Source organism: Rhizobium sp. 01T444 (assembly GCF_056398305.1).
Genome location: NZ_JBFTPD010000051.1, coordinates 22,271 through 28,747 on the forward strand (window position 1 = coordinate 22,271; position 6,477 = coordinate 28,747).

Annotated in this window: 5 protein-coding genes and 1 pseudogene; 4 read left to right on the forward strand and 2 right to left on the reverse strand. The window is 57.0% G+C overall.

Annotated features, from left to right (window positions below; all coding sequences use genetic code 11):
* Positions 1 to 460: 460 nt before the first annotated feature.
* Positions 461 to 601 (reverse strand): annotated as a pseudogene (locus AC1DTN_RS35435) (LysR family transcriptional regulator); the annotation flags it as partial.
* A gap of 79 nt (positions 602 to 680) precedes the next feature.
* Here AC1DTN_RS35435 and AC1DTN_RS35440 point away from each other — a divergent pair.
* Both AC1DTN_RS35440 and zwf read left to right on the forward strand, forming a co-directional pair.
* Positions 681 to 1,007 (forward strand): helix-turn-helix domain-containing protein, encoded by a 327-nt coding sequence (locus tag AC1DTN_RS35440; protein WP_113325395.1) that lies wholly within the window; start codon positions 681 to 683, stop codon positions 1,005 to 1,007.
* Positions 1,008 to 1,508: 501 nt separating this feature from the next.
* Entirely contained in the window at positions 1,509 to 2,978 is a 1,470-nt protein-coding gene (gene zwf, locus AC1DTN_RS35445) for a glucose-6-phosphate dehydrogenase (protein ID WP_439017725.1), read from the forward strand.
* Between the two features lie 636 nt (positions 2,979 to 3,614).
* On the opposite strand, the gene AC1DTN_RS35450 is transcribed toward zwf, so the two are convergent.
* Positions 3,615 to 4,265 carry an esterase/lipase family protein gene (locus AC1DTN_RS35450; protein ID WP_477924778.1) on the reverse strand — a complete coding sequence of 217 codons (651 nt, stop codon included), beginning with the start codon at positions 4,263 to 4,265 and terminating at the stop codon, positions 3,615 to 3,617.
* A gap of 185 nt (positions 4,266 to 4,450) precedes the next feature.
* On the opposite strand from AC1DTN_RS35450, the gene AC1DTN_RS35455 reads away from it, so the two are divergent.
* Together AC1DTN_RS35455 and AC1DTN_RS35460 are read left to right on the forward strand one after the other, a co-directional pair.
* Complete coding sequence (locus tag AC1DTN_RS35455) at positions 4,451 to 5,065, forward strand: L,D-transpeptidase (protein WP_477924779.1); 615 nt, start codon at positions 4,451 to 4,453, stop codon at positions 5,063 to 5,065.
* Positions 5,066 to 5,137: 72 nt separating this feature from the next.
* Complete coding sequence (locus AC1DTN_RS35460) at positions 5,138 to 5,572, forward strand: hypothetical protein (protein ID WP_477924780.1); 435 nt, start codon at positions 5,138 to 5,140, stop codon at positions 5,570 to 5,572.
* Positions 5,573 to 6,477 lie beyond the last annotated feature (905 nt).

Sequence of the window (6,477 nt, forward strand, 5' to 3'; positions counted from 1 at the left end):
GTTGAATAGAAGATGTGAGTTGCGAAGAGGCACGCACAGACGGAATCAGCACTTTCCGCTTCAGTTTGCCTCGAACTTGAATGATAGGGAACTCCGTTTCCGCCGGTCTGGCGCCATCGAGCAAGCTGACGACATCATGTCGTCGGCAACTACAGTTCCTATAAAGCCCTGGGAATGGAGCTATCGGTGCAACGATCCGATCGCACCTGAAGTGATGTCGACTGGCTTGCCTTTCAAGGACCTAGTTCAGAACTGGCGACAACGCAGAATATCTCTTCCGCGCCGCCTTCAGCTGGCAGCAGTTGCGACTCACCGTCGTCCACCATACCTTCGAGCTATGCCCTTAGCTCACGCAATTGTCCTTCAGAGCGCCATCTCCGACAGCACCCGGTTGGGCGCTGGTAGAACGATGCTTGGCTGATGGGGTGGGCATAATCGCGATCTCCGGCAGGAACGCCTTCAGCTGCACGCCGAGTTCCTTCTCCAGCGCCATCACCTGGTTCGACAGCGCCGGCTGGGCGATATGCACCTTGGCTGCCGCCCTGCCGAAATGCAGCTCCTCGGCCACCGCAACGAAGTCGGATAGCCGGCGTAGTTCCATAATACACCACGTTTTGTTCGTTAATCTCACAACGTATTGCACATGGACCCGTGATGCCCGTCATGAACCAAATGTGGGCATGGAGACTTTTTCTTCGAACCTGAAGGGACGTGCTGAACAGCTTGGAATCTCGAATGCCGAGGTTGCTCGACGCGTTGGTTTGATCGAGCGTAGATATGGCAATTACATTTCCGGAACCCGGCAGCCCGATCGCTCGCTTGTAAAAATCTCATCGGTCTTAAAGACGAGCCTCGACGAACTCTTATCGAACGAGGTGAACAAGCCCGCGAAGAGCACCAAACGTAATCTTCAGGAGCGCATTGCTTCCGCAGTCGAAGTGCTAAACGAAGACGATCTCGCGAGGATCGCTATCATGTTGGATGCATTGGCCGCTGCTCGATCGTAGCCAAGCTCTGCAGCGATCAAAATGGCCGCCTTGATAGGGTTCGACCTCGTGACCATCCTGTTGGCCTTAATACGCAGCAAGGTTCGACGGGTTCAATGGCTGGCTGGCGGTGGCGTCACCTTCGGATGGCACGCTGCCCTGACTACAAAACTCGATCTTTGACAAACGGTATTCAAAGGCAGCTGATATCGAAGCCCCGAGTGCTGTCAGCTTTGGATTTGCTGTCAATAACCGCCCTGCGCCTCTGAGTTGGGTCATCTTACTGACTGAGGTGCTCAAGACATTGCTATCAAGAAAGTCGACAAGGAGCGACCGAAGTCGCTAAGACGCGGCACTCGGGAGGGTATTGCCGCCCCTTGCTCCGCTCCTCAATCCATGCCTCTATTTAACCTTAGAGGGGTGAGCTTCAACGTCATGGCATCACGCACGAAGATAGCCGCTTCGCGGCAGCGCGGAGCTGGGGTCGACCCCCATCCCCAAGGGACAACGGAAGACTTGAGGATGAGTGTTTTGCGCAAGAATTCAACTCGGGTTGGCCCCGGCTATCCACAGGTCGTTGTGCTCGTCGGCGCAACGGGCGATCTCTCAAGGCGCAAGCTACTGACCGGGCTGTTCCACCTCACCAATGCGGGCTTCATCCCAGGGTGCCGCATTATCGGCGTCTCGCTCGACGACATCGACGCCGATGCCTTCCGCACCATCGCCCGTGACTCGCTGGAAAAGTTCTTGACTCGCAAGTTCTCGCAGTCCGAATGGGAAGCGTTTGCCGCATCGCTCGACTACGTCCCGCTCGCTGCCGGCGCCAATGCTCTCAAGGAAGCGGTCGACAGGGCCGAGGAAGCACTGGGCGCCGAGACGCGGCGCGTGCATTATCTATCCGTGCCACCAAGTGCCGCCCTTCTGGCCGTGCAACTCCTCGCCCAGGCTAAGCTGACTGAACGCTCCCGTATCATCATGGAAAAGCCCTTCGGCACGGACCTTGCCAGTGCCGTTGCACTGAACAAGAAGCTGCACGAAGTGTTCGACGAGAAGCAGATATTCCGCATCGACCATTTCCTCGGCAAGGAGCCGGCGCAAAACATCCTGGCCTTCCGATTTGCCAACGGCCTGTTCGAACCAATCTGGAACCGCAACTTCATCGACCATGTGCAGATCGACGTTCCGGAGACGCTCGGCCTTTCCACCCGCGCCGCCTTTTACGAGACCACCGGCGCCTATCGTGACATGGTGGTGACTCACCTCTTCCAGATCCTCGGCTTCATGGCGATGGAGCCGCCTACTGCCCTTGAGCCTGCGCCAATCTCGGAAGAGAAGAACAAGGTGTTCCGCTCCATGTTGCCGATTGAGCCGCGGGACGTGGTGCGCGGTCAATACATTGGCTACCGTAATGAGCCTGGCGTCGATCCCGAAAGCGACACTGACACCTTCATCGCCCTAAAATGCGCCATCGACAACTGGCGCTGGGCGGGCGTGCCCTTCTACCTACGTACCGGCAAGCGCATGGCCGAGGGGCAGCGCATTATTTCGATCGCATTCCGCGAGCCCCCGAAATCGATGTTCCCTGCCGGCTCTGGCGTGGGGGCACAGGGCCCTGACCACCTCACCTTCGACCTTGCTGATGCCTCCAAGGTCTCGCTTTCCTTCTATGGCAAGCGCCCTGGACCGGGCTTCCGGCTCGACAAGCTCTCGCTGCAATTCGCCATGAGCGAAACCGGCCTGATTGGCGAAGTTCTGGAGGCCTATGAGCGTCTGATCCTCGACGCCATGCGCGGTGACCATACGCTGTTCACTACGGCCGAGGGTATTGAGCGGCTCTGGGAGGTTTCCCAACCTCTCCTCGATAACCCGCCGCCCGTACGCCTCTACGACCAAGGCGGCTGGGGGCCGAAGTCGATCCACCAACTCATTGCCCCGCACGCTTGGCGCCTACCGTTCGAGCGCGCCTGGAGGGATGCGGCAAAGCGTGATTGACGGTCAATGGTTGGATCGATGCCGGCGACCAGAATGGCGCCGACCAATTGCGAAAAATCCCAACACAATGACGTTGTCAGAGATGTGCAGGAAACCGAGTTTCGACCGCGAATGCTTGAGAGTGGCATTGGTGCGTGGATCTGAATTTGTGCGGAATTCGGTCTTTGACATCTATTATTTCGTCGCCGCGGTCGGGCCTTGCCGCGAACGGATTTCGGGCGTCTGCAGGCGGGTATTCGGTTCAGCATTGCGACGCCGATCACAGCCTTTGTTTGCTGAGCGGCGAACGAGCTATGCAACCCGCTGCAACGTCGTCCTGGCAAGTGCTCGCTCCAGAGCTTCGATACAGGCCGGATCGTGCAAATGCCCCCCGACGGATCACTATCGCCTTGCTGATTGGCATGGCAACTCGATACCGACGGTCCGCCGCCTTGGTAAATTGGCTGGGCTGTGGTGATCGCGTCAGGACTCGACGATTGGGATAGCGGTCAAGAAGAAGACCGTGCAAGCGGCCACGCCTGCGATACGCGAAGGCCGATCACCCTTCGACATTGCCTCGCATGTGTGTGAAAGCGGGCACGCTGCGGGAAAGCGGCATTCTGAAAGTTCAGAGGGTGTCTGGCTGCCATTTTCTTACTATCGATGGAACTTGCCGTCTCGAAGAAACGAGATGGCTTGCGCCCACATGACTTTGTTCGATGGAATGAATGTGTGGTTGGCCGCGATTACGATATGGTCGGCGGCTCCTGCAAGACGCGTGCTTTCTACAGTTACCTTGCCGTCGTTGGTTATTTGATAGCCAATGATCAATGACGAGACGGGATCGATGGTTCGGGTTCCAGCGATGATGCCCAGTTCGAAATCCACCGGACCGAAAATATGGGCGAACGTGCTCTGATCGGTGACGAGCTGCTGGCCGGCAGGGCCGAAAGCTGCTTTATACAGCGGCACCTTCTTCAAGAAATCTGCGACCTGACTGCCGTTATTTGGAGTGCCGATCATCACCACCCGCCCGAGATTTGATGGTCGGTAGTTCTTCAACATGGCCCTGATGACCAATCCACCCATGGAATGCCCTACCAGGTGAAGACGGCCTTCTCTGTTGCACTCAGCCGCATCTTCGACTTCCGCTGCAACGATCTCCGCCAGCCGTTCAATGGGATAGCGGGTCGAAGGATAGTCAACGTTGCGAGTCATGTAGCCCTGGGTCTGCAGGTGCTTTTCAAACTTGCGCATGGAAGCGCTGGTCCTCTTGATGCCGTGGAGAAGAACAACGGTGTCAGTCATTTCGGGATGGTATCTCGATCAAAAGGAAAGCAGGCGACCCGGGTTAGCTATCTAAAGGCCTTGATTAAACCTAGCACTGTGACGGCGTCGGAGCGAGAACGCTATAGTATCTTACCAAGCGGMAGCCATAGTGCCGCCACAGAGTTCGGCCCAATCATGCTTGTATAACAAGCGGATGGCATAAAATGAGATTGGTGGCATTCCTCGCTGCGGCCCTTTTGCTGACGGTATTTAAAGCTCAAGCTCAAGACTACGAGCTGTACGACGGCTACGACGATTACGGCGGCTACTATTATGACGATCCATATAGTCCCTATCCGCCACCTCCCCCTTACTACGAACCAACGCCTCGATATCAGGAACCCTCGCGTGAACGCAGGCGACAGTCGACACAAACAGCGCGGGGAACGATCGTGATCGCGACACGCGACCATACGCTTGTCTACACGACGGCATGGGGTGAACAATTTGCCTACCCCATCGCAGTCGGCCGCGAAGGCAAACAATGGTACGGATCGACGCGGGTTGTATCCAAACGAGCACATCCCGAATGGCGGCCAACTGCAAGCATGCGACAGAAAAATCCAAGGTTGCCAGCCGTCGTAGGGCCAGGTCCCTCAAATCCGCTCGGTACCCGAGCGATCTATCTTGCCGACGGACTGCTACGCATACACGGCACCAACGATCCCTCCTCTATTGGCACCAACGCGTCGAGCGGTTGCTTTCGGATGTATCGCGAAGACGTCGAGGAGCTATATGAGATGGTGCAGCCGGGGACCCAGGTGATCGTCCAGCAGTAGTCGAATTTCGCTTGACCGAACTGTCGGGGACTTGCCTAGTCTCGGCCGATGTCATGATTGCCAAACAACTCTATGACCGCACTCGGGTCGATCGACAATGGTGGCCAAGAAATCGAGATTTATGCTTCACTGGCCCTGCGAAGACCGACGCGGTTCGCCGGGCTCATCGCGCAGAGCCAGGTCGTAGACAAGCGAAAGAACGGAAATACCGGCCTCGGTGGCAGCGCTCAGAAGGGTCTGCCGGAACTCTTCAGCGCTTATTTCACCGATGAGCGCATCAGCGCATGCCTTGACGGCTATGACATAATCCTCGCCATCGTCAAGGGGCCAGTCTTGTATGAGAACACGTGCCGCGTCGGTAAGATTCCGGATGACAATTTGCGGCTGATTGTTATGAAATTTGAGTCCGATCGGCGCAAAGGCCGAATATCTATTCGTTGCCATGCCTTCACCCAGTCCATTGAGAGGGTATTATACACGACGAAGCCGGGGTTGTATTTCACATAGTTAAAACAAAGTTAACATGCCGAGAGTTGTCTCATGCTGAACGCCCCGAGGGACCCCACGGACGCCAAAGAACCCGTCGGTCCCGACCCAAGCGTTTCGCCATGAACGGTCGATCTCCTCCGCAAGCTTGCTCCTCCAGGCGATAGCGTATGGCCGCGCTTTGCCATGGAAGCAATGAGGTGGGGTTGAGAAACCAGAAGATGCCTCATCGCTGGGCTTCGCATCCTGCATAGCCGCGTTGCGAAAGCGGCATTTGTCATTGCAGGCGGGCGGTAAGGCGTGCCTCCATGTTGATGGCCTGCCGATTCTTTCGGTGTTTGCTGTCGGTAGCAACAAACGGGCGCTCCCTGATCAGGTCGAGCGCCCGTTCTGTTTGAGCCAACTGGATAGCTTCACGGGCGCCCGATCAACGAGCCGTCAAGAGGCTCCCCTTCCCAACAAGCGAAAAAACCGGTCTCCCCATTCTTCGCGGCTTGTCGCCGCTATAGGGCTGGCGAAGTTGCGCCGCTAACGCGATCGACTGTCCCTCGCCACTTCCGAGCCCGGGGCGCCACGTAAAGTCGGATCGATTGATAGGACCAGTAATTTGACGCACGTTCAGAGTGGGCCAAGCGTCGGTATCGCGGTGAATAGATAAGTGGTTTGTTCCGGTTCATATGCGTGGCGCGCCAAGCAACGTCTTTGTGCCGATGCTATTCGTTCACCTTGCAACGCAACGAAAGCCTCATATGCGCTCTGTCCCGCCACGGCGCCGGATCCGACCGATTATTTTGCGGCCAACGACCGCCGTTTGAGAAGCGCCGCGCGGATCAGGTCGTTCTTTGTCGGCTCAGGATCAGCAGCAACGTGCGGCACCGCAGCCAACGCGTCGGGCTGCATGCGGGTCCGCTTCATTTCCAGAAAGC

What these genes read in the sequence shown, in the direction of transcription:
- AC1DTN_RS35440 (WP_113325395.1), top strand. Translation starts at nt 681, where the DNA reads ATGGAGACTTTTTCTTCGAACCTGAAGGGACGTGCTGAACAGCTTGGA.
- AC1DTN_RS35450 (WP_477924778.1), bottom strand. Translation starts at nt 4,265, where the DNA reads ATGACTGACACCGTTGTTCTTCTCCACGGCATCAAGAGGACCAGCGCT.
- AC1DTN_RS35455 (WP_477924779.1), top strand. Translation starts at nt 4,451, where the DNA reads ATGAGATTGGTGGCATTCCTCGCTGCGGCCCTTTTGCTGACGGTATTT.
- AC1DTN_RS35460 (WP_477924780.1), top strand. Translation starts at nt 5,138, where the DNA reads ATGACCGCACTCGGGTCGATCGACAATGGTGGCCAAGAAATCGAGATT.
- zwf (WP_439017725.1), top strand. Translation starts at nt 1,509, where the DNA reads ATGAGTGTTTTGCGCAAGAATTCAACTCGGGTTGGCCCCGGCTATCCA.